Annotated in this window: 20 protein-coding genes; 12 read left to right on the top strand and 8 right to left on the bottom strand. The window is 74.0% G+C overall.

Annotation, left to right across the window (positions count from 1 at the left end; all coding sequences use genetic code 11):
- Window positions 1-5 precede the first annotated feature (5 nt).
- The 7 genes from lspA to dnaE all read left to right on the top strand — a co-directional run bounded on the left by lspA (window position 6) and on the right by dnaE (window position 9,990).
- The gene (gene lspA / locus ABD324_RS07630; RefSeq protein ID WP_344413913.1) at window positions 6-560 is read left to right on the top strand and encodes a signal peptidase II; all 555 of its coding nucleotides are present in this window, start codon (window positions 6-8) and stop codon (window positions 558-560) included.
- Window positions 553-1,497: an RluA family pseudouridine synthase gene (locus ABD324_RS07635; protein WP_344413915.1), complete on the top strand. Its 945-nt coding sequence runs from the start codon at window positions 553-555 to the stop codon at window positions 1,495-1,497. Before lspA ends, ABD324_RS07635 begins: the two co-directional genes overlap by 8 nt.
- Before the next feature lie 33 nt (window positions 1,498-1,530).
- Complete coding sequence (locus tag ABD324_RS07640; RefSeq protein ID WP_344413917.1) at window positions 1,531-2,229, top strand: hypothetical protein; 699 nt, start codon at window positions 1,531-1,533, stop codon at window positions 2,227-2,229.
- A gap of 565 nt (window positions 2,230-2,794) precedes the next feature.
- Entirely contained in the window at window positions 2,795-3,628 is an 834-nt protein-coding gene (locus tag ABD324_RS07645) for a DUF998 domain-containing protein (RefSeq protein ID WP_344413918.1), read from the top strand.
- A gap of 332 nt (window positions 3,629-3,960) precedes the next feature.
- Window positions 3,961-4,851: a hypothetical protein gene (locus tag ABD324_RS07650; protein ID WP_344413920.1), complete on the top strand. Its 891-nt coding sequence runs from the start codon at window positions 3,961-3,963 to the stop codon at window positions 4,849-4,851.
- The gene (locus ABD324_RS07655) at window positions 4,848-6,002 is read left to right on the top strand and encodes a glycosyltransferase (protein ID WP_344413922.1); all 1,155 of its coding nucleotides are present in this window, start codon (window positions 4,848-4,850) and stop codon (window positions 6,000-6,002) included. Before ABD324_RS07650 ends, ABD324_RS07655 begins: the two co-directional genes overlap by 4 nt.
- Before the next feature lie 433 nt (window positions 6,003-6,435).
- Window positions 6,436-9,990, top strand: coding sequence for a DNA polymerase III subunit alpha (dnaE, locus tag ABD324_RS07660; RefSeq protein ID WP_344413924.1), 3,555 nt, complete (start codon window positions 6,436-6,438; stop codon window positions 9,988-9,990).
- A gap of 57 nt (window positions 9,991-10,047) precedes the next feature.
- On the opposite strand, the gene ABD324_RS07665 is transcribed toward dnaE, so the two are convergent.
- The 3 genes from ABD324_RS07665 to ABD324_RS07675 all read right to left on the bottom strand — a co-directional run bounded on the left by ABD324_RS07665 (window position 10,048) and on the right by ABD324_RS07675 (window position 11,456).
- On the bottom strand, window positions 10,048-10,230 hold the full coding sequence (locus tag ABD324_RS07665) for a DUF397 domain-containing protein (RefSeq protein WP_344413926.1): 183 nt from the start codon (window positions 10,228-10,230) through the stop codon (window positions 10,048-10,050).
- A gap of 107 nt (window positions 10,231-10,337) precedes the next feature.
- Window positions 10,338-10,571 (bottom strand): DUF397 domain-containing protein, encoded by a 234-nt coding sequence (locus ABD324_RS07670; protein ID WP_344413928.1) that lies wholly within the window; start codon window positions 10,569-10,571, stop codon window positions 10,338-10,340.
- 12 nt (window positions 10,572-10,583) lie between these two features.
- A complete protein-coding gene (locus tag ABD324_RS07675) occupies window positions 10,584-11,456 on the bottom strand; it encodes a helix-turn-helix domain-containing protein (RefSeq protein ID WP_344413930.1) in 873 nt (290 codons plus the stop codon).
- Window positions 11,457-11,669: 213 nt separating this feature from the next.
- Between ABD324_RS07675 and ABD324_RS07680 the strand changes: the two genes are divergently transcribed.
- On the top strand, window positions 11,670-12,854 hold the full coding sequence (locus ABD324_RS07680; protein WP_344413932.1) for an OmpA family protein: 1,185 nt from the start codon (window positions 11,670-11,672) through the stop codon (window positions 12,852-12,854).
- On the top strand, window positions 12,851-14,185 hold the full coding sequence (locus tag ABD324_RS07685; RefSeq protein WP_344413934.1) for a hypothetical protein: 1,335 nt from the start codon (window positions 12,851-12,853) through the stop codon (window positions 14,183-14,185). Before ABD324_RS07680 ends, ABD324_RS07685 begins: the two co-directional genes overlap by 4 nt.
- A gap of 138 nt (window positions 14,186-14,323) precedes the next feature.
- Here the strand turns inward: ABD324_RS07685 and ABD324_RS07690 are convergent, their stop codons facing one another.
- Window positions 14,324-15,226: a PaaX family transcriptional regulator gene (locus ABD324_RS07690; RefSeq protein ID WP_344413936.1), complete on the bottom strand. Its 903-nt coding sequence runs from the start codon at window positions 15,224-15,226 to the stop codon at window positions 14,324-14,326.
- A gap of 477 nt (window positions 15,227-15,703) precedes the next feature.
- Between ABD324_RS07690 and ABD324_RS07695 the strand changes: the two genes are divergently transcribed.
- Together ABD324_RS07695 and trxA are read left to right on the top strand one after the other, a co-directional pair.
- Window positions 15,704-17,509: a SulP family inorganic anion transporter gene (locus tag ABD324_RS07695; protein ID WP_344413938.1), complete on the top strand. Its 1,806-nt coding sequence runs from the start codon at window positions 15,704-15,706 to the stop codon at window positions 17,507-17,509.
- Window positions 17,510-17,516: 7 nt separating this feature from the next.
- Window positions 17,517-17,891, top strand: a complete 375-nt coding sequence (gene trxA / locus ABD324_RS07700; protein WP_344413940.1) for a thioredoxin — start codon at window positions 17,517-17,519, stop codon at window positions 17,889-17,891.
- 39 nt (window positions 17,892-17,930) lie between these two features.
- On the opposite strand, the gene ABD324_RS07705 is transcribed toward trxA, so the two are convergent.
- Both ABD324_RS07705 and ABD324_RS07710 read right to left on the bottom strand, forming a co-directional pair.
- The gene (locus ABD324_RS07705) at window positions 17,931-18,821 is read right to left on the bottom strand and encodes an RNA polymerase subunit sigma-70 (protein ID WP_344413942.1); all 891 of its coding nucleotides are present in this window, start codon (window positions 18,819-18,821) and stop codon (window positions 17,931-17,933) included.
- Window positions 18,821-19,240 carry a VOC family protein gene (locus tag ABD324_RS07710; protein ID WP_344413944.1) on the bottom strand — a complete coding sequence of 140 codons (420 nt, stop codon included), beginning with the start codon at window positions 19,238-19,240 and terminating at the stop codon, window positions 18,821-18,823. The genes ABD324_RS07705 and ABD324_RS07710 overlap by 1 nt, the downstream gene beginning before the upstream one ends.
- A gap of 91 nt (window positions 19,241-19,331) precedes the next feature.
- Between ABD324_RS07710 and ABD324_RS07715 the strand changes: the two genes are divergently transcribed.
- The gene (locus tag ABD324_RS07715; protein ID WP_344413946.1) at window positions 19,332-19,829 is read left to right on the top strand and encodes a type II toxin-antitoxin system PemK/MazF family toxin; all 498 of its coding nucleotides are present in this window, start codon (window positions 19,332-19,334) and stop codon (window positions 19,827-19,829) included.
- A gap of 130 nt (window positions 19,830-19,959) precedes the next feature.
- On the opposite strand, the gene ABD324_RS07720 is transcribed toward ABD324_RS07715, so the two are convergent.
- Together ABD324_RS07720 and ABD324_RS07725 are read right to left on the bottom strand one after the other, a co-directional pair.
- Window positions 19,960-20,646: an LON peptidase substrate-binding domain-containing protein gene (locus tag ABD324_RS07720; RefSeq protein WP_344413948.1), complete on the bottom strand. Its 687-nt coding sequence runs from the start codon at window positions 20,644-20,646 to the stop codon at window positions 19,960-19,962.
- Window positions 20,647-20,650: 4 nt separating this feature from the next.
- The gene (locus ABD324_RS07725; RefSeq protein ID WP_344413950.1) at window positions 20,651-21,373 is read right to left on the bottom strand and encodes an NUDIX hydrolase; all 723 of its coding nucleotides are present in this window, start codon (window positions 21,371-21,373) and stop codon (window positions 20,651-20,653) included.
- Window positions 21,374-21,392: the final 19 nt, after the last annotated feature.

Genomic DNA, 21,392 nt, shown 5'->3' on the forward strand with positions numbered 1-21,392 from the left:
GACCTGTGACAGACGATCCCGCCGAGACACCACCGCCGCACTCCCGGACGTGGTGGGTGCTCGCGATCGTCGCCCCCGTCATCCTCGGGCTGGACATCCTGACCAAGGCGCTCGCCGTCGCGAACCTCGAGGACCAGCCGCCGGTCCGGCTGTTCGGCGGGCTCGTGAACCTCGTGCTGCTGCGCAACCCGGGCGCCGCGTGGTCCATGGCCACCGGCTACACGTGGATCATCTCGCTCATCGCGGTGGTGGTGGTCGTCGTCATCGTGCGGATCTCGGGCCGGCTCCGCTCGGTGGGCTGGGCGATCTCGCTCGGGCTGATCCTCGGCGGCGCGCTCGGGAACCTCACGGACCGCCTGTTCCGCGCTCCCGGGCCCCTCGAGGGGCACGTCGTGGACATGGTGTCGATCGTCCGCACGGACGGCTCGTTCTTCCCGGTCTTCAACCTCGCCGACTCGGCGATCAGCGTCGGGGGAGTGCTGCTGGTGCTGCTCGCGCTGTTCGGCCGCGAGCTCGACGGCACCCGCGCGAAGGACAAGAAGGTGGTCGCGGATGACTGACCCCACGACGTCCGATCTCCGCCAGCTCCCCGTGCCGGACGGCCTCGACGGCATGCGGGTCGACGCCGGCCTGTCCCGGCTGCTCGGCCTCTCCCGCACCGTGGTCGCCACCCTGGCCGAGGACGGCCGGATCGAGCTCGACGGCCGGGCCGCGGGCAAGTCCGACCGGCTCACCGCGGGCAGCTGGCTCGAGGTGTCGCTGCCCTCGCCGGAGGCGCCCGCGGTGATCACCGCCGCTCCCGAGCTGGTCGGCGGGATGACGATCATCCACGAGGACGACGACATCGTCGTCGTCGACAAGCCGGTCGGGGTCGCGGCGCACCCGTCCCCGGGCTGGACCGGGCCGACGGTCGTCGGCGGGCTCGCGGCGCTCGGCATCCGGGTCTCGACGTCCGGGGCGGCCGAGCGGAAGGGCATCGTGCACCGCCTCGACGTGGGCACGACCGGCGTGATGGTCGTCGCCAAGTCCGAGCACGCCTACACGGTGCTCAAGCGGGCGTTCAAGGAACGGACCGTGGACAAGCGGTACCACGCGGTCGTCCAGGGTCATCCGGACCCGTCGTCGGGCACGATCGACGCCCCCATCGACCGGCACCCGAAGCACGACTACCGCTTCGCGGTGGTGGCCGACGGCAAGCCGAGCGTCACGCACTACGACACGGTCGAGGCGTTCCGCTCGGCCTCCCTGCTCGACGTCCACCTGGAGACGGGCCGCACCCACCAGATCCGGGTGCACTTCTCCGCGCTGCGCCACCCCTGCGCCGGCGACATCACCTACGGCGCCGATCCCACGCTCGCGAAGCGCCTGCACCTCACACGCCAGTGGCTGCACGCGCGCAGCCTCGGGTTCGACCACCCGGCGGACGGGCGGTGGGTCGAGTTCGTGAGCGAGTATCCCGAGGACCTCGCCCGGGCGCTCGAGATCCTGCGTGACTGAGGCTCCCGGTACCGCCCGCGCCGAGGGGGAGGCGTGAGCGGGAGGGAGCAGGATCCCGCGCCGCTGCTCTCGCGGCGCGGCCGGTTGGTCCTGATCGGCGCGTGCGTGGTCGCGGTGCTGATCGCCGTCGCGTACGTCACGGCGCAGGCGTCCGCGCCCGGCGGTCCACCGGTCGCCCAGGGCCAGGTCCGGCTCGGGCCGGACCCCGGCGAGCCCGTCGCCGACTACCTCGCCCGGCTGCCGGCGTCGCTGCCGACGCCCGGGACCCGCGTGTCCGCGCTGGTCCAGCTCTCGGCGGAGATCACCACGGCGCAGGCCGCGACGCTGGCGCCCTCGGCCGTCGAGGCCGTCTTCCGGGTGCCGATCCCGCGGGTGCAGACCGCGCTGCGGTTCCAGCTCCTCACCGGTGGCGGCGAGCCCGCGCTGACGGTCGCGCAGGCCCAGGCCCTGCACGCCGCCGAGGCCGACGCACAGCGCCAGACGGGCCGCCCCGCCGCCGTCGCCGCCGCGGAGGCCGCCGCGTACCGGGGGCCGTCGTGCGCCTGCATCGTGGCGCTGGTGGTCCAGGCGGACCGGGCGGGCCTCGACGCCCTCGCCGCCACCCCGGGGGTCCGTGCGGTCCAGGCCGCCCCCGCCGGCATCACCGCCCGGGAGCTCGCCCTCTCCCCGCTCCTCCCGGACCAAGCCACCGCCGCCACCCCACCCCCCGACGACGGCCCCCTCCCGAGCTGATCCGCCGCGCGCTCCCTCTCGGCTGACCCGTCACCGGTGGCCGTGCGCCTGCGGCCGTGTGGCTGGGCGACCGTGTGGCCGGCCGGCGCCCTACTCGGCTGACCGCGCGCCGCGTCGCCTGGACACCCGCCCGGTTGATCGCCGCTCCGGTGCGCTCAGGCAGGGGACGACGTGCGTTCAGGCACCGAATCGCTGATCACCGCGAGGCGGCCCGGGCCGGGCGGCATGGCGCCGACGCCACCGACACCACCGTCCAGCCCGGGCTGGGCGGCATGGCGCCGACGCCACCGACACCACCGTCCCCACCGCCGCCGTGCGAGTGATCGCCGTTTCCGTGCTCCGACGCAGCTCTCGGCATGGTCGGCGGCACTCGGCTGCCGATCTTGGGACCGACTCGGCCGCCGGGATCGTCGGCCCGGTGCTCCGCCGTGGGCAGTGGCCGTGACGCTGCCGGTCACCGATCCGGGGACCGGGTGTCCCCGGGGTCGTACTCGGGGATACCCCCGGCCCGCTTGGGTGGATCACCGGATTCTGCCGGGGCGCTCCCGCTGCGAGCGTGGACCGCATGCTGCAGCGGGGGAAGGTCAAGGGGAGCGGGCTCGTCCCGGTGGTCGCGTCGGCGGTGGCCGTCGCGGTGTGGGGGATCGGGGTCCTGCACGTCGCGGGCCTCCTCCACGGCGCGCCGTTCGACCCGCTGCACCTGACCCTGAGCGACTACGTCGGCCTGCCCGGCGGCTATCTCGTGCTCGGCATCGCCGCGGGAGCCCTGGCGCTCGCGGCGACCGTGCTCGCGGTGGCCGCCGCGCGAGCCGGGGCGTCGCGGGTCGTCGTCGCGCTCCTGGCCAGCTGGGCGGTGGCGATGGTGGTCGCCGGGATCTTCCCGACGAACCCGCCCGGCACCCCGCCGGACGTCGTCGCCGCGGTCCATCGCTACGCCGGCGTCTGGCTCTTCACGGTCCTCCCGATCGCGGTGGTCCTGCTCGCCCGCAGCCCGGCCGTCGCGGCCGCCGCCCGCCGCTCGCTCACCCTGCAGTCGCTCGCCGCGGGGGTGGCCTCGGCCGGCTTCCTCGCCTGCCACGTGATCGGCACCGACCCTTCGGGCGCACCGACCTTCCCGCTGCTCGGCGGCGTGGAACGGCTCCTGTACCTGTCCCTCCTCGTCCTGTTGCTGACGACGGCGAGGGCGCTGGCGAGGTCCGCCGCCGCACCCGCCGTGGTGGTCGGGGGACCGGCGGTGCCGTCCGGACTTCCCGGCGCAGCGCTCACCGGCGCAGCGCTCACCGGCTCAGCGCTCACCGGCTCAGCGCTCACCGGTCCCGCGGCGCCGGCGCCGCTGCCTGTCCCGCCGCGCACCCCCCTCCCGCACCCCACGCCCGCCTTCACCGGGAGCCCCTCGTGACCGGCCTGACGATCACCGCCCTACTGCTCGCCGTCCTCGGCGCCGCGTGCTTCGCCGGCGCGGCCGTCCTGCAGCACAGTGCCATCGGGTCGCGTCCCGCGCGTGGTGCCGTCGGGTCGCGCCCCGCGGGTGGTGCTATCGGGTCTCGTCCCGCGGGTGGTGCTATCGGGGCGAGCCCCGCGGGTGGTGCTATCGGGTCGCGTCCCGCGGGTGGTGCTGTCGGGTCGCGTCCCGCGGGTGGTGCTGTCGGGTCGCGTCCCGCGGGTGGTGCCCTCGGGACGCGCCCCGCCCACGGAGAGACCCGGACGCACTCTGCGTCCGGCGCGACCGGGGTGGATCCGGCGCGGCAGGCGTCGAGGGCTCGCCCTGCGGACGGTGGGATCGGGCCGGGTGGAGGGGCCGAGGCGGGCGAGCCGCCCGCCCTGAACCTCGCCGGCTTCCGGGCCCTCGCCGCCCGCCCCCGCTGGCTCGCCGGCGTGGCGCTGGCCGGGGCGGGAGCCGGGATGCACGCCGTGGCCCTGGTGCTCGCGCCCGTCAGCATCGTGCAGCCCGTGGGTGTGCTCGCGGTGCCGATCGCCGTCGGGATCGCGCTGCGCGGCCGCTGGCCCGGGCGCGGTGTGGTCGCGGGGATCGCGTTGTGCGCCATCGGGATCGCCCTGGCCGTCCGCACCGCCGCGGCCGCCGCCCCGGACACGGTCGCCGACCCCGGCCGCTCGGTGCTGCTCGCCGGCACCGCCGCCGCGGCCCTCGTGCTCGGGCTGGCCGTCCTCGCCGCCCGCACCACCGGCCGGATCCGCTGCCTCGCCTGCGCGGCGGCCGGTGCGGTCGCGTTCGGTGTCGTCTCCACGATTCTCCGCGCGGTGTCGCTGCAGGTGGCGGCCGGTCTGGCCGGACCGCAAACGCTGCTCGGCGCGGCCGCCGGGGTCACGGTCGCCCTCGCCGTCGGTGGCTGGTTCGTCCAGCAGGCCTTCGCCTCCGGGCCGCCGGCCGTCGTGGTCGCCGTGCTCACCGTCGTCGACCCGCTCGTGGCCGTGGGCCTGAGTGGGGCGCTGCTCGGCGAGGTCGCCGGCCTCGGCGCCGCCGGGATCACCGTGCTCGTCGCCGCGGGGCTCGCCGCGGCCGCCGGCGTCGGCCTGCTGGCCCGCCACCACCCGGATGCCGCACGCGCGGCCGTCCCCGCCCCGGACAGCTTTGCCACCGACAAGGAAGAGGTACTGACGTGAGGATCCTGCTGGGCGCCGACACCTTCGCCCCCGACGTCAACGGCGCCGCCCGCTTCGCCGAGCGGCTCGCCACCGGGCTCGCCGGCCGCGGGCACGAGGTGCACGTCGCCGCCCCCTCGCCGGACGGGCCCTCGGGCACCGGGACCTTCGGTGGCGCGACGGTGCACCGGGTGAGATCGCGGCGCTACCCGCTGCACGAGAGCTTCCGGGTGTGCCTGCCGTGGGAGTCCGGCCCGCAGACGGCGGCGGTGCTCGACGCCGTGCGGCCCGACGTCGTGCACGTCCAGGCGCACTTCTCGGTCGGGCGCGGGCTGGCGGTGGCCGCGTCCGACCGCGGGACGCCCCTGGTCGCGACCAACCACTTCATGCCCGAGAACCTCTTCGCCCACGCCCGGATCCCCGGCTCGTTGCGCGGTGCGGCGGCCCGGTTCGCGTGGCGCGACGCGCGGAAGGTGTTCGCCCGGGCGAACGCCCTGACCGCCCCGACGCCGCGCGCGGTCGAGCTGCTGACCCGCGCGACCGGCCTGCCGGCCACGGCGATCTCCTGCGGCATCGACGCGGAGAGGTATGCCGGCGGGACCGAGACGGAGGGCACGATCCTGTTCGTCGGCCGCCTCGACCAGGAGAAGCGGGTCGACGAGCTGATCCGCGCCGCCGCCCGTCTCGACCGGCCGTACCGGCTGGAGATCGTCGGCGACGGGTCCGAGCGCGCGGCCTGGGAGAAGCTCGCCCGGGACCTCGGGGTGCCGGCGGTGTTCCACGGGTTCGTGTCCGAGGAGGAGCTGATCGCGGCCTACCGGCGCTGCTCGGTGTTCTGCATGCCGGGCGTCGCCGAGCTGCAGAGCCTGGTCACCCTCGAGGCGATGGCGGCCGGGAAGCCGGTCGTCGCGGCCGACGCGATGGCGCTGCCGCACCTGGTCCGCCCGGGCCGCAACGGCTGGCTCTTCCCGCCCGGCGACGTGGCCGTCCTGGCGAGCGTCCTCGGCGCCCTGCTGCAGGACCCGGAGACCCGCCGCCGGATGGGGGCGGCGAGCCGCGAGATCGTCGCGGGCCACGCCCTGGACACCACCCTCGACGCCTTCGAAGAGCTCTACACCGACGTCACCGCACGGACCCCCGGCCGCGTCCGCGTCCCGGCCCTCGCCGCCTGAGGGGTTCCGCCGCCACATCCGCCGAGATGAACCTCAGGCACATTCGATCATGGTCCGGAGGTGCCTCAGGTTCATCTCGGCACATGTGCACTGCGCACGGACCCGCGCCGCGCCCTCCCCGCGGACCCGCGCCGCGCAGCGCCCACGATCCGCACCGCGCAGTGGCCGCCGAGCCGCGCCCCTGGGGCCCGACACGCCCGGGATCCCCCGACACGGGGACGCCGCGACACGCCCCCCGCCCGGTGAGCTGCGGGTTCTCCGTCGCCCCGGCGACTGCCCGCAGAACTGTCGGTGGCCGGGGATAGTCTGGCCGCACCCCGAACCCGAGAACTCCTCCGGCCGGCGGCCCCTCCTCCGCGAGGCGCCCGCCCCGGCGGCGACCCGGGTCGCCGCACCCCGCGCCCCGCGCGCGAGAAGGGAGTCCAGCAGCCCCATGGCCCCGAGCAGCGGCACCAGCCGGGACGGCTTCGTCCACCTCCACACGCACACCGAGTTCTCGATGCTCGACGGTGCGGCGCGCCTCGACGACCTCTTCAAAGAGGCCGCGCGCATGGAGATGCCTGCGCTGGCGATGACCGACCACGGCAACGTCTACGGGGCCTACGAGTTCTGGAAGAAGGCCACGGCGGCCGGGGTCAAGCCGATCGTCGGCATGGAGGGCTACCTCGCGCCGGGCAGCCGCCACGAGCGCAAGCGCGTGTCCATCGGCACCAACGGGGCCGTCAGCGACAACCCCGACCTGATGTACACCCACATGACCATGCTGGCGGAGAACAACGAGGGGATGCACAACCTCTTCCGCCTCTCCAGCCTGGCCAGCCTCGAGGGCTACTACTACAAGCCGCGTATGGACCGCGAGCTGCTGGAGAAGTACGGCAAGGGCATCATCGCGACGACGGGGTGCCCGTCCGGCGAGGTCGCCCGCCTGCTCCAGCAGGACGACTTCGACGCCGCCTGCCAGGCCGCGTCGGACTACCGGGACATCTTCGGGAAGGACAACTTCTTCTGCGAGCTGATGGACCACGGGATCGAGATCGAGAAGCGGGTCCAGGAGGACCTCTTCGCGCTGAAGAAGAAGCTCGACCTGCCCGGCCTCGCGACGAACGACCTGCACTACACCTACCCGGACGACAACAAGCCCCACGAGGTGCTGCTGTGCGTCCAGACCGGCAAGACGCTCGCGGACCCGAACCGCTTCAAGTTCGACGCGCAGGACTTCTACCTCAAGCCGGCCAGCGAGATGCGCGCCCAGTGGGACCCGATCTTCCCCGAGGCGTGTGACAACACCCTCGAGATCGCCGACCGCGTCGGCATCTCCTTCGCCAGCCAGGACCTGATGCCGCGCGCGCCCGTCCCCGAGGGGGAGACGGAGGAGTCCTGGCTGATCAAGGAGGTCGAGCGGGGGCTGCGCAAGCGGTTCCCGGGCGGCGTCACCGAGCAGTACCGCCGCCAGGCGGAGTACGAGCTCGGCGTGATCATCCAGATGGGTTTCCCCGGCTACTTCATCGTGACGGCGGACCTCATCCAGCACGCCAAGTCCGTCGGCATCCGGTGCGGCCCCGGCCGTGGATCCGCGGCGGGCTCGCTCATCGCGTACGCGCTGGAGATCACCGACCTGGACCCGATCCGGCACAAGCTGATCTTCGAGCGGTTCCTCAACCCCGAGCGCATCTCCATGCCCGACATCGACATGGACTTCGACGAGCGCCGGCGCGGCGAGATGATCCGCTACACCACGGAGAAGTACGGCGAGGACCGGATCGCCCAGATCATCACGTACTCCACGATCAAGGCGAAGGCCGCGATCAAGGACTCGGCGCGCGTGCTGTTCGGCCAGCCCGGCTACTCGGTGGCGGACCGGATCACCAAGGCCATGCCCCCGGCCGTCATGGGCAAGGACATCCCGCTGTCCGGGATCTTCGACCCGAGCCACAAGCGGTATGCCGAGGCCACCGAGGTCCGGGCGCTCTACGAGGCGGACGCGCAGGTCCGCGAGATCATCGACACGGGCCGGGGCCTCGAGGGCCTCAAGCGGCAGTGGGGCGTGCACGCCGCGGGCGTGATCATGTCCAGCAAACCGCTGATGGACGTCATCCCGATCCAGCGCCGGGAGTCCGACGGCGCGATCATCACGCAGTTCGACATGGGCGTGTGCGAGACGCTCGGGCTGCTGAAGATGGACTTCCTCGGCCTGCGCAACCTCACGATCATCGACGACGCGCTCGAGAACATCGAGCTCAACGGCAAGCCGAAGCTGGTCATCGAGGAGGTCGAGCTCGACGACCAGCCGACCTACGACCTGCTCGCCCGCGGCGACACGCTCGGGGTGTTCCAGCTGGACGGCGGGCCGATGCGGGACCTGTTGCGCCGCATGGCCCCCACCGAGTTCGACGACATCTCGGCCGTCGGCGCGCTGTACCGCCCGGGCCCGATGGGCGCCAACGCGCACAACGACTACGCGGACCGCAAGAACAAGCGCCAAGAGGTCACGCCGATCCACCCGGAGCTGGCGGAGCCCCTCAAGGACGTCCTCGGCGAGACCTACGGCCTGATCGTCTACCAGGAACAGGTCATGGCGATCGCCCAGAAGCTGGCGGGCTACTCGCTCGGCAAGGCGGACCTGCTCCGCCGCGCGATGGGCAAGAAGAAGAAGGAGATCCTGGACAAGGAGTACGCCGGCTTCGCCCAGGGCATGAAGGACAACGGCTATTCCGAGGCCGCGGTCAAGACGCTGTGGGACATCCTGCTGCCCTTCTCCGACTACGCCTTCAACCGCGCGCACTCCGCCGCGTACGGCGTGGTGTCCTACTGGACGGCCTACCTCAAGGCGAACTACCAGGCCGAGTACATGGCCGCGGTGCTCACCTCGGTCCGGGACGACAAGGACAAGGCGGCCGTCTACCTCGGTGAGTGCCGCCGGCTCGGGATCAAGGTCCTGGCGCCGGACGTCAACGAGTCGGTGCGCAACTTCGCCCCGGTCGGGGCGGACATCCGCTTCGGCCTCGGCGCGATCCGCAACGTCGGCTTCAACGTCGTCGACGCGATCGTGGCCGCCCGCAGGGAGAAGGGCGCCTTCACCGACTTCTCGGACTTCCTGCGCAAGGTCGACGCGGTCGTCTGCAACAAGAAGGTCATCGAGTCGCTGATCAAGGCCGGCGCGTTCGACTCGCTCGGCCACTCGCGCAAGGGCCTGCTGCTCGTCCACGCCGACGCGATCGACGCGATCATGAGCAGCAAGAAGGCCGCGTCGATGGGCCAGTTCGACCTCTTCGGCTCCCTCGACGGCCCGAGCGACGACGGTGACGGCGGGCTGGGCGGGATCTTCGACGTCAAGGTCCCCGAGGACGAGTGGGACACCAAGCACAAGCTCGCCGTGGAGCGGGAGATGCTGGGCCTCTACGTCTCCGGCCACCCGCTCGACGGGATGGAGCAGGCCCTCGCCGCCAAGTCCGACACCCCGATCCCGGCCATCCTGGAGGGGACCGTCGGCGAGGGAGCGCAGGTCACCGTCGGCGGCATCCTCACCAACGTCAACCGCCGCGTGAACAAGAACGGCGAGCCCTGGGCGAGCGCCCAGATCGAGGACCTCGCCGGCGGCATCGAGGTGCTGTTCTTCCCGCGGGCCTACCAGGTGGTGGGCGTCGACGTGGCGGAGGACGCGATCGTGCTGGTCAAGGCACGGGTGAACAAGCGGGACGACCGCGTGTCCCTGATCGCCAACGACCTCGCCGTGCCGGAGCTGCAGGCGGCGGGGGAGGCGGGCCTGCCCGTGCGGGTCAGCATGCGCACCGAGCTCGTCACCCCGGAACGGGTCGCGCAGCTCAAGGAGGTGCTGGCACACCACCCCGGCACCTCCGAGGTGCACCTGCGCCTGCTCTACGGCACCAAGATCACCATGCTGCGCCTCGACGACAGGCTGAAGGTCACCAACACCTCGGCCCTCATGGGCGACCTCAAGGCCCTCCTGGGCCCGGGCTGCCTGGGCTGATCCCCGAGACCGGAGGGCAACGCCCGCACAGCGAGCGTTGTCCTCCGGTCGGGTCGATCAGGGGGTGAACTCGCCTGCCTCGGCGCCGCGGAGGAAGGCGATCCACTCGTCGGAGGTGAAGCGAAGAACGGGCCCGTCCGGGTCCTTCGAGTCGCGCACGAGAACCTGGTCGTCGCGGTGGGCGACCTCGACACAGGCACCGGACTGGCAGAACGAGCTGGGGGCGAAGTCCTCGTTCACGGGGGCGACCTCCTCCGGCGGGGGCGGCCCCGCACGTCGAGCAGAACGATCCTCCTACTCGACGTACGGCGCCCCGGAGAAGTTCCCGATGCCCGTGAACTCGCAGTTCAGGGGCGGTGCTGCGTCTCGGGGCCGCGGGCGGTGAGGTCGAACTCGCCCGCCTTCACACCCCGGACGAACGCCTCCCACTCGTCCGCGGTGAACACGTGCCGGGGCTTGAGCCGGTTCTTCGAGTCCCGCACCGCGATCCGTCCGCCGCCGAGCTCGGCGACCTCGACGCATTGCCCGGACGCGCAGAAGCTGCTGGTCCGGTACGCGGGGGAGAAGCGGTTCGGGCGCATTCGTGCTCTCTTTCAGGAAGTGGGAAGCGAGTCGTGGATCTCCTGGAGGAAGGCGCGGGTCTGCGCGCGGTCCAGCCAGTGGTCGGAGAGGTCGTCGAAGCGCCCGCGGAGGGTCGCGACGACGTCGGCGCCATCGGTGAACTCGAGAGTCCAGGCGCTGCTGAGGGCGACCATCGGCGCGTCGGGGGCCGCGTAGCCGAAGAGCGTGCACGAGGCGTCGAGCGCCCGGTACACGCCGGCCGAGTACGGAATGACGTGCAGGGCTAGCCGCTCGTCGGTCTCATCGAGCAGGGCGGTGATCTGCGCTCGCATGACGGCGTGGCTGCCCACCGTCCGGCGGAGGACCTCCTCCGGGAACGCGAAGACCAGCTGCGGTGGTGCGGACCGGGCATCCAGGTACTGCCGGCGGGCGCGCCGCAGCGCCACCTGGTGGGCGATCTCGCCCGGCTCGAGGTCGGGGAGGAGACCGCGCAGGACCGCCGTCGCGTAGTCCTCGGTCTGCAGCGGGCCGGGGATGAAGTTCGAGGAGTACTCCTCGATGATCGTCGCCGGTGACTCGTAGGCGAGGTACTGCTCGAGACGGGTCGGCATGTCGAAGCCGGCGACGACCCACCACGGCTTCTCCGTCGCCTCTGCCGCCCACCGCTCCAGATCTGCGCCGTGCGGGGTCCCGGTGAGTCCGAAGTAGACGAGAAGATCACGCAGGTCACGAGGCTGGGGCTCGGCAACCCCCGTCTCGATCCTCGACAGCTTGGAGGTCGAGAACATCAGCTTCTTCGCGGTGTCCTTGAGCTGTTCCCCGCGGGCCTCCCGCAACCGCCGGAACTCGGCGCCCAGGCGGCGTCGCGGGATGAGCGGTCCCGTGCTCCCCGGCATTCCTGCCATCGCCCCCACCCCCTCGGCTCCTTCCGATCGGAGCGAACCTAGACCCTCTGCGATACCGAGCTGAACTCCCACGCTGGGATCGCAGCCAGAAATTTACCTGTGGGATCCCACGCAGGGATTGCGCACGGGGATCCCGTCTGCGCATCCTAGGACAGCCGGTAGGCGCCGAGTCACGGGGGGTGACCCGGTTCCTGCCGGCCCTCGGGAGGCGCCATGTGTGCACTGCCTGTACTCGCACGGCCCGTACTGCGACAACGACCGGTTCTCGTCCTGGGTGCGGCTCTCCTCGCGGGCCTGAGCGCCTGTGGAGCACCGGTCACCGCGCCGTCGCCGGAGCGGATCCTGATCCTCGTCAACGCCTCGGCGAACGAGGACCGGCCGGGGCTCACCACCGGCATCGCGGGGCTCGTCCAGCGGGCCGTCGCCACCGACCGGGCCACGCTCGACGTCGTCGTGGACGGGCCCTCGGGGCCGGCGCCCGCGGCGTCCGTCGATCTGGTGCTGCGCCGCGGCACCCAGGTCGAGCACGCCGAGCAGCGCCGGACCGAGCTGGCCGGGCAGGTGCTCGACCGGGTCCGGGCGGCGGTGGCGCAGGCGTCCGGGGCCAGCGGGCAGGTCGACACCCTCGGTCAGCTCACCTACCTCGCGCGCCTGCCCGGCGAGCTCACCGGCGTCGTCATCGGGTCCGGATTGCAGACCGCCGGGCCGCTCGCTATCGACGCCCTGGGCTGGGACCAGGTCGGCTCGGCCTCGATCGTCGACCGGGCGAAGGCGGCCGGACTGCTCCCGGACCTGCGCGGCAAGACGGTCGTGTTCTCCGGCCTCGGGGACGTCACCGGTGCCCAGGCCGCGCTGCCCGAGAGCCTGCGGCAGCGGCTCGCGAGCCATTGGCTGAACCTCTGCACAGCCGCGGGCGGCCGCTGCAGCATCGACGACGAACCGCTCAGCGGCCCACCGCGCTCGGAGGTTGCCGCCCCGGTCACCGCGGTCCCCGCCGAGCCCGCCCTGGCTGTCCCGGCCCACGGTGAGCCCGCGGTTACGATCCTGCCGTCGGACCTGCTGTTCGGCCCGGACTCGGCGGCACTGCTGCCGCAGGCCCGCACCACGCTCGCGGGCATCGCGGCCCGGCTGCCGGCCGGTTCCCGGGTGGCCCTCGACGGCCGGACCGCGACCGCCGGTCCCGCCGACACCGCCCGCGCACTCAGCCTCACCAGGGCACAGGCCTGCCGGGACGTGCTGGTCGCCGCCGGCATCCCCGCCGACCGGATCACGGTGCGGGGCCTGGGATTCGACGCCCCGCTCGTCCCGGACACCGACGCGCAGGGCCGCCTGGTCCCGGCGGCCGCCCAGCGCAACCGCAGCGTCGTCCTCACCGTCACCCCCGGAGGTGCGCCATGACCCAGCCCCGCCAGACCGCAGCCGACCCGGCCCACCCCGGCCCGACGGGTCCGGGGGCCGGGCACCCCGGCCCGGCCGACTTCGGCCCGGCCGGTGTGCGAACAGCGCATCCGCTCCCGGACCGGCCGCCGGCCCCGCGCCGCCAGCTCCGCCGGTTCCGCCGCGGAGCGGGAGGGGCGCACGTCGAGCAGCTCCGGCAGGCCCATGCCCGCCGATCCGGCGACGCGCTGCGGGCCGACCAGCGCACCGACCTCGAGTGCGTGGTCGAGTGCCGCGGTGCCCGCCGGGCGAGCCGCACCCTGTCCCGCGCGGCCCGCTCCATGGAGCGGCACGTGAACCGGGGGACCGGCGCAGCTCTCGCTTCTCTGCGCGACGACCGGGCGGCGGCGGAGCTGGAGGCCCGGCCCGTGGTGGTCGACGGCCGGGCGGTGCCGCTCGCGGAGGCCCGCCGGATCGCCGCGGCCCCGCCCCAGCCGGGTGCGCGCCACCTCGACCGGGACGGCCACCTGGTCCGGCTGCTCGGGCACCTGCTGCTGCTCGTCGACACGGCCGCCCTGGTCGTGGTCTTCGGCTTCCTGCTCAACCTCGACTGGGCGGCCCCGCAGCCCGCCGATCTGGTGACGGTCGTGGCCCTCGCCGTGTTCGGCGCCGCCGTCCAGGCGCTGCTCGCGGTGCGGCTGGGCCGCCGGCTGTGGGCCTGGCGGCACGCCGATCCGGACGCCGACCCCGGCGAGGAGTTCCCGCCCCGCGCCGGGGTGGTGCTGCTCGCCGCCGGCCTGCTGACGGTCCTGGCCGCGCTCGCCGCCGTCGCCCTCTACGTCCGGGTCACGGTCGAGGCGACCCTTGCCGACGCCGGGCCGCTCGGCGTCACCCTCGGCGCCCTGCTCGCGGCCGCCGCACTGGCCGCCCCGTGGTGCGTGGTCGCGCAGGAGGCCTACCGGCACTCGCCCGAGCAGCGGGAGCGCCGCGCGGCCACCGCAGCCGTCGAGCGCGTGGAACGGCGACGCGGCAGGCTGCGGGCCCGGTCCGGGCGCCGACTCGACCGGGCGGAGCAGGCCCGGACCCGGGCCGAGTCCCTGTTCCAGACGGCCAGGCGGCGCTGCGTCGCCCACCACCTCGACGACCACGAGGTCATCCTGTGGGCGCGCGGGCTGGTGGACCCGGCCGTCGTCCACGAGCTCGGGACGCGCGGGGCACCGGGCGGATTCGCCCTCCCGCCCGCGGTGGCCGCCGATCTCGCCGGCCTCACCGCCGCCCTCGACCGGCTCGACACGGTGCTGGACCAGGCCCGCCGCGCCCCCGGCCGCCGGATCCTGGACCTCGCCGCCTGAGTTGCGGTGCAGGAGCCGCTCAGGAGCGGCTCCTGCACCGCAAACCGGTGCGGCACCTCGGACCGGGGCGGCACGACGCACCGGGCGCCACCGCGGACTGCGGCGGGGCGGCCCGGCGCCGCTGGGCCGGCACCCGGCCTACTCGGCCTTCTCCACCAACGACTTCCAGTGTGCCTGGGCCTGTCGGGCCCACCGGCGGTGGAGCGTGTCGAACAGTGCCGCGGCCCGGGCGCCCGCCCACTCCTCGGGCAGCAGCTCGGCAGGGAGCTTCGGGTCGAGGAAGGGGAAGCGGCGCCAGGCGTGCACCAGCAGGATCTGCTGGGCCAGGACGTCCGCCGCGCTCGCCGCGCCGGCGTCGGTGAACTCGGCGAGGAAGTCCTCGTACTCGCGCTCGATCGCGGGCAGGTCCCAGGCCTGCGCGACCACCGCGGCCTCCTCGCCGATCCGGCCGAAGGGGCCGACGAAGGAGCTGGTCACGGCGTCGAGCTCCAGATCGGCGACGACGTCCGCCACCTCCGCCTCCTTGCCCGGGTCCGGGGAGACCCAGACGCCGGGGGCGGGGGAGCCGAGGCCGGCCCAGGCGAGCCGGGTGCGCAGCCGGTGCCGCAGCTGGCGACGCGCCTCGGGCACGCTGACCAGCAGCACCAGCCACCGGCCGTCCCAGGCCGGGGCGGGGGTGCCGAAGCCGTAGATCCGCGCGGCGCCGTCGGACAGCAGCCGCCGTCCCGACGCGGTGAGTGCCCAGCGGACGCGGCGCCCGGCCCGGTCCGAGGTGACCAGGCCCTCGGCGGCGGTGCGGGCCAGGGCCTGGCGGGCGGACTTGTGCTCGACGTCGAGCGCCGCGAGCACGTCGATCAGCACCTGGGTCCAGACCGGCTCCTCGCGCGGGAGCACGAACTCGCCGAGCAGCGTCAGCAGCAGCGACCGGGCGCTGGTCTGTCCCAGCCCTCGACGCCGCGAAAGCGCCGGATGGCCGCCCTCGCCCGCCGCGCCTGCGGCGGCGAACGCGCTGCGCGTGGGGTCGGTGACGTCCGTGGACATGGTCCGCACAGCGTAGTTGCCCCAGGGCCGGGGAGCGTGGGCGACACCGGACACACCCCTCCGGCCGGTGAGCTACCCGTCGTGACGGCGGGCCACGCGGGACACGTCCGGGACGGTGTCGCCGGTCGGGCGGCCGCCCGCGGGTGACACGGTGTTCACGCGGCGACCACCCGGTCGAGCGATCCGCCGCAGAGCCGTCCATGATCCACACGATCGGGGCACGCCGTCGTCCCGGTGCCGCGCCACGGGGACCGTGGGTCGTGCCCCGCTCACCCGGATGGAGCGTCGCGCACGTCCCCCGATGATCGCGACGGCGGGGGTCCGCACCCGCGGTGATCGATCCGGACGAGTCGGGATCAACCGGACGCACCGCGGGGGAACCGGGCAAGGCGGTCGTCCGGTTTCCTGAGGGAACCGCACGGCCGCAGCGCCGCACTCGTGCGACCACCCCGTCCCGCGCCCGATCCGGAGGCCGCCGTGCCCGACAGCGTCCCGCCCCACCGTCGTCACACCCCCGCGAGCGAGCACGGACCACCCCGCCCCACCCGGGTCACCGCCGGCCGTGTCGAGGCCGTACGCCCCGGGGTCAGGGGAGCGGACGCCGCCCGCCCCGGCGCCGCCCGCCCCGACCTCCCTCGTGCCGACACCACCTGGTCCGACGGCGTCCGCCCCGACGGCGTCCGCCCCGACAGCGCGGGACTCGACGCCGCCCGACTCGAGGCCGCGCGACTCAACGCCGCCCACACCGCAGCCGAGAGCGCCGACATCACCACCGTCGACACTGCGTCCCACATCGGCGCCCACCGCGACACCCGATCCGGCGCTCCGCGACTCAGCGCGGCCCAGGTCCGCGCCGACCTCGGCGCCTCGCTCGTGGTCTTCCTCGTCGCCGTCCCGCTCTCCCTCGGCATCGCGCTCGCCTCCGGGGCGCCGATCATGGCCGGGCTCGTCGCCGGGGTGGTCGGAGGCGTCGTCGCCGGCCTGCTCGGCGGTTCCCCCTTGCAGGTCAGCGGGCCGGCCGCCGGGCTGACGGTGATCGTCGCCGGGCTCGTCGCGCAGTTCGGGTGGCAGCTCACCTGCCTGATCACGGTCGGCGCCGGGCTGCTGCAGATCGCCTTCGGCCTCACCCGGATCGCCCGCTTCGCGCAGGCCATCCCGCCCGCGGTCGTGCACGGCATGCTCGCCGGCATCGGGATCACCATCGCGCTCGCCCAGCTCCACGTGGTCCTCGGCGGCGCCCCGCAGAGCTCCGCCCTCGCCAACATCCTCGAGCTCCCCGCCCGGCTCGCCGGCCTGCACACCCGGGCCGTCGCCGTCGGCGTCACCGCGATCGTGATCATGGTGCTCTGGCCGCGCCTGCCCGGGCCGCAGAAGGCCGTGCCCGGGGCGCTGGTCGCGGTCGCCGCCGCCACGGCGCTGGCCGTCGCCTGGCCCGACGTGCCGCGGGTCGACCTCCCCGGCAACCTCCTGGAGTCCGTCGCGCTGCCCGTGCTGCCGGACTCCGGTCTCTGGCCCGCGGTGCTCGGCGGGATGCTGACCGTCGCGCTGGTCGCGAGCGTCGAGAGCCTGCTCTCCGCCGTGGCCGTGGACCGCCTGGCCGGCGGCCGGGCCCGGACGGACGCCGATCGCGAGCTGCTCGGCCAGGGCGCCGGCAACGCGGTGTCCGGCCTGCTCGGCGGACTGCCGATCACCGGCGTCATCGTCCGGAGCTCGGCGAACGTGCGCGCCGGCGCCCGCACCCGCGCGTCGACCGTGCTGCACGGCTGCTGGATCGCCCTGTTCGGGATCGTGCTGGTCGCCGCGATCGAGGTGATCCCGCTCGCGGCGCTGTCCGGGCTGCTCGTCGTCGTCGGGTTGCAGCTGGTCAAGGCGGTCGACATGCGCACCGCCCGCGCCCACGGCGATCTCGCGCCCTACGCCGTCACCGTCCTCGGCGTGGTGTTCCTGAACCTCCTGGAGGGCGTCGCGATCGGGCTCGTGCTCGCCGCGGCGCTGATGCTCCGGCGCGCCGCCCGCGCTCGCGTCCGCACCGAGGAGCCGACGAGCGGGGCGCCGCGCCGGATCGTCGTCGAGGGCACGTGCAGCTTCCTGTCCGTGCCCGCGCTGTCCCGGGCCCTGAGCTCGGTGAAGCCGGGGGAGGCCGTCCGCGTGCACCTCGCCGTCGACTACCTGGACCACACCGCCCACGACCATCTCGAGTCCTGGTCGCGGCGCCATCGGGCCACGGGTGCGCTCGTGGAGATGAGCGAGCCCACGGAACATCTCGCGGCCCGGGGGAGTTGAGCCCTGCATGGCAACGGTGGAACTGACCAAGGACAACTTCAACGAGGTCGTGGCCGGTGGCGGCACCGTGCTCGTGGACTTCTGGGCGTCCTGGTGCGGCCCCTGCCGGCAGTTCGGCCCGGTCTTCGAGGACGCCTCGGACACCCACGCCGACATCACCTTCGGCAAGGTCGACACCGAGGCGCAGCAGGAGCTCGCCGCCGCCTTCGGCATCCAGTCGATCCCGACGCTGATGGCCGTGCGCGAAGGCGTCGTCCTCTACGCCGAGCCGGGTGCGCTGCCCGCACCCGCGCTCGAGGAGCTCATCGGCAAGGTCCGCGAGGTCGACATGGAGAAGGTCCGCGCCGACGTGGCCGCCCAGCAGGACCAGCCCGCCGAGTGACCCGTGAGTGGCAATGGTCGCCATGGCGACTATTGCCACTCACAGGGTCGGTGGAAGTCCCAGGGCCGCGAACCAGGACCAGCCGAAGGTCGTGATCTCCGCGATCTCGGACCCCTCCACCCGCAGCACGTCGAGCTTGAACGGCCGGAACAGGGTGTCCCCGGGGCGGCGCAGGTAGCTCGCCGCCGCCGGCATCCGGTTGACGCCCGTGGGCAGCAGCCTCCAGTCGCCGTCGCGCTCCGGTCCGAACGCCCGCTCGAGCAGCGGGCGCAGCGCGTCCAGCCCGTCGAAGCACATCGGCTGCGGCGGCATCGTCACGCGGATGTCCTGTGCCGCGACGGCCAGCGCCGCCCGTGCGTCGCACGCCTCGTGGGCCGCGATGAACCGCTCCAGCAGCTCCTTCTCCTCCGGCGCCGGATCCCGCGCCGCCCAGTCGTCACGATGCGAGGGCAGGTGCCCCCGCAGGGTCTCCCGGGCCCGTTGCAGCGCGCTGTTGGCCGCCGCGACGGAGATCCCGATCATCTCGGCGGTCTCCTTGGCCGGCAGGCCCAGCACCTCGCGCGCGAGCAGGGCGGCCCGCTGCCGCGGCGGCAGCACCTGCAGCGCGACGAGGAACGCCAGCTCGATCGTCTCCCGCGCGACCGTGAGCGCGTCCGGCTCCTGGCCGGCGTCGAGCATCGGGTCCGGGTACGGCGTCAGCCACGAGACCTCGGTGCCGCGGCGGGCCCGCGCCCGGGAGACGTCGATGCACACCGTCGTCGCGATCCGGTAGAGCCAGGCGCGGAGGTGCTCGCCGTCGAACGACTCCCGTGCCCGCCAGGCCCGCAGGTAGGTCTCCTGCACGGCGTCCTCGGCGTCCGGCACCGACGCGAGCATGCGATAGCAGTGCACGTGCAGCTCGCGCCGGTGGCGGTCGAGGTCGAGGTCCATCAGCGTGCGTGCTTCGCGACCTCCTGGACGGCCCACGAGTTGCCGTCCGGGTCGGAGAAGTAGATGAACGAGCCGTAGGCGGCGCGCGCCGGGTCCGGCCCGGGCTGCATCGCGCCGTCGGCGAAGTGCTGCGGGCCCGTGTTCTCGACGCCGGCGGCGTCGAGGTCCGCGGCGGCCTTCTCGATGTCGGTGACGACGAGGTGGCAGCCCTGCAGGGACCCGGGCGCGGCGCTGCTGCCGAGCCCCTTGCCGAAGACGATCGAGCAGGCCGAGCCCGGCGGCGTGACCTGGACGGCCCGGAAGTGCTCGTGCGGGTGGAAGTCCGAGTCGATCGGGAAACCGAGCTTGTCGCGGTAGAACCCGATCGCCTTCTCGACGTCGGAGACGGGGACGATGACGACCTCGAGCGCGCAGTCCATGGGAGTGGATCCTTCCGTATTCGGTGGGTTCGGAACATGGAACGTGCGCGCCCGCGAGAACTCATCGGTGCCGCGATGAGATAGTGCGGCCATGGACTGGGGGAACCTGCTCAAGCAGGCCGTGGACGTCGGCATGAAGCTCCTGTCGCAGGCGGACGAGCAGCCCGCGCGACCGGCACCGGAGAACCACGGCGGCGTCCGCACCGCGCCGACGGCGGACCGCGCGCGGCGCATCGAGTACGCGCCCGAGCTGGACGGGTCCGCGGACCCGGGCGAGATCGTGTGGACCTGGGTGCCGTTCGAGGAGGACGCGAGCCAGGGCAAGGACCGGCCGCTGCTCGTCGTCGGGCGCGGGCAGGGCGACCTGCTCGGCCTGATGCTCTCCAGCCAGCACAAGCGCGACGGCGACCCGGACTGGGTGGCGATCGGTGCGGGGGAGTGGGACCGGGAGGGCCGCGAGTCCTTCATCCGCCTCGACCGGGTCCTCGAGGTGGGCGAGCACGACATCCGCCGCGAGGGCGCGGTGCTGGACAAGCCCCGCTTCGACAAGGTCGCCCACGAGCTGCGATCCCGCTTCGGCTGGCAGTAGCCCGGCCCCCGAACCCCCGCGAGTCGGCACTTTCGGGAGGCCGAATGTGACGTTCACGCGCGTCGTCAGCGTGTGATTCGGCCTCCGAGAAGTGCTGACTCGCGGGGGTGGGTCGGTCGAGGCGCGCCCCTCAGTTCGGGCTGGACGGCTGGGCGTAGGTGCTCATCGGGGTGGGGACGGCACGCAGCGTGCCGAGCAGTCCCGCCTCGCGGGCCAGGAACATCCGGATCATGCGCAGGCGCTCCAGGGGACTGGTCTGTTCCAGGAGGGCCTGGCGGTCCGCCAGCGGGAGCAGGCAGTCCGCGGCCAGGAGGTGCGGCAGCTCGGCCGGCGCGACGGTGAGGGCCGGCTCGGACCAGTCGTCCGTGCGCCAGGCCGCGGCGCAGTAGGCCTTGTGCGCGGCGCGGGCGGAGGCCGCGAGCATCCGGGTGAGGTCGTCGGCGGCCGGCGCCTCGCCCTCGTCCGGCAGGTACTCGACGGTCCCGCACAGGTAGGGGTGCGAGCCCTCGTCGAGCTCGGTGAGCCGGAACCGGCGGGCCCCGACGGTGACGACGTCGTAGCGCCCGTCGGGCAGCCGGCGCACGTCCTTGAGCAGCGCGGTGCAGCCGATCGGGGCGAGCGCGTCGATCCCCTCGCGGTCCGGGTCGAAGCCCTCCCGCACCGCGACGACGCCGAACTCCTTGCCCGGCACCGCACCCGTCACCAGGTCGACGGTCAGCTGCCGGTAGCGCGGCTCGAAGATGTGCAGCGGCAGCGGCGCGCCGGGCATGAGCACGGTCCCCAGCGGGAAGAGGGGGAGGGACTCGGTACCGGTCACGCGGTCACGGTACGGCCCCCACCCCGCCGTCGCCCGCCGAATCCGGCCGGGGCGACCCGGGTGGTCGCAACACCGCCGAGGCGTCCGTGACGCGCAGGCAGCGCTCGGTGAACCGGAAGACCGCGGCCGGGCGCCCGCCGGAGGGACCGGGCGGCGCGGTCTCGCCGGTGGCCGCCAGCACCCCGCGCCGGGTGAGGACCCGCTGCAGGTTGGTGGCGCTCAGCGGGTGTCCCAGGGCCGCGACGTACAGGTCGCGCAGGGCGGAGATCGTGAACTCGCGCGGGGTCAGCGCGAAGCCGAGGTTGGTGTAGGACAGCTTGGCGCGCAGGCGGTCCCGCGCGTCCCGGACGATCTCCGCGTGGTCGAACGCGGTGTCCGGCAGGGCCTCCACCGGATGCCAGGCGGTGTCCGCGGGCACCTCGGGATCGGCGTCGGAGGGGACCAGGCCGAGGAACGCCGTCGCCACCAGGCGGGAGCCGGGGACCCGGCCGGGCGCGCTGAACACGCCGAGCTGCTCGACGTGCGCGACCTCCTGGACGTCCACCTTCTCGGCGAGCTGGCGACGCACGGACTCCTCGACGTCCTCGTCGTCGCCCAGGGCCCCGCCGGGCAGCGCCCACCGGCCCCGGTCGGGCGCCATGGCGCGTTGCCACAGCAGGACCTGCAGGACTCCGTCGCGGACCTGGAGGACGGCCGCGAGCACCTCGTGACCGGTCGGCGCGGGCATGTCCCGAGATCGTAGTGGG

The sequence above is a fragment of the Pseudonocardia ailaonensis genome (assembly GCF_039531635.1).
Classification (GTDB): domain Bacteria; phylum Actinomycetota; class Actinomycetes; order Mycobacteriales; family Pseudonocardiaceae; genus Pseudonocardia; species Pseudonocardia ailaonensis.